Source organism: Rhodococcus sp. T7 (assembly GCF_009872365.1).
GTDB lineage: Bacteria > Actinomycetota > Actinomycetes > Mycobacteriales > Mycobacteriaceae > Rhodococcus_F.
Genome location: NZ_WXYH01000311.1, coordinates 1 through 536, shown reverse-complemented (window position 1 = coordinate 536; position 536 = coordinate 1). Strand labels below are relative to the sequence as shown.

The window sequence follows — 536 nt, the reverse complement described above, 5'->3', positions numbered from 1 at the left end:
TACTGCTCGGCGTCGAGTCCGTCGAGGACCCAGGGCACCTCCCGCGCCAGCTCCAGCTTGGGTTTGTCCTTGACGATGTCGCGGCCCCAGTCCTCCCAGTGCCCGACGGTGATGGTGCGGGACACGACCGGCATCATCTCGTCCTCCTCCCGGCGCAGATGCGGCAGCAGCGCCGCCTCGAGGCCGTCGAGTGCGACGACCACCGCCTGCCGGGCGTCGGTGGAGCCGTCGTCGCGGTAGGCGCCGGCGGCGGAACAGAGGCGGTCGATCTCCGGGGAGATGTGGGTGTGGTCGGCGTCCATCCGGTCGAGCAGGGTACCGGCGCCGGGGTTGAGTCGCCGGATCAGCGGCCACAGGTTCTCGTCCTCGGTGCGGTGGTGGTAGCGCAGATAGTCCATCATCCACATCAGGTGGTCGGCGACAGCGATGCGTTGGGACTGCGCCGGCGGGGTCGGTGCGGTGAGGACGGTGCGGGCCCGTCCCAGGTCGCGGCGCAGGGCGTCGTGCAGGATCCCCATCATCCGGGTGTCGGCGGG

Annotated in this window: 1 protein-coding gene; it reads right to left on the bottom strand. The window is 70.9% G+C overall.

The genetic code is table 11. From position 1 onward, the window contains the following. Positions 1-536 (bottom strand): hemerythrin domain-containing protein (locus MLGJGCBP_RS24505; protein WP_160098717.1); only part of this gene is annotated, 536 nt, incomplete at both ends.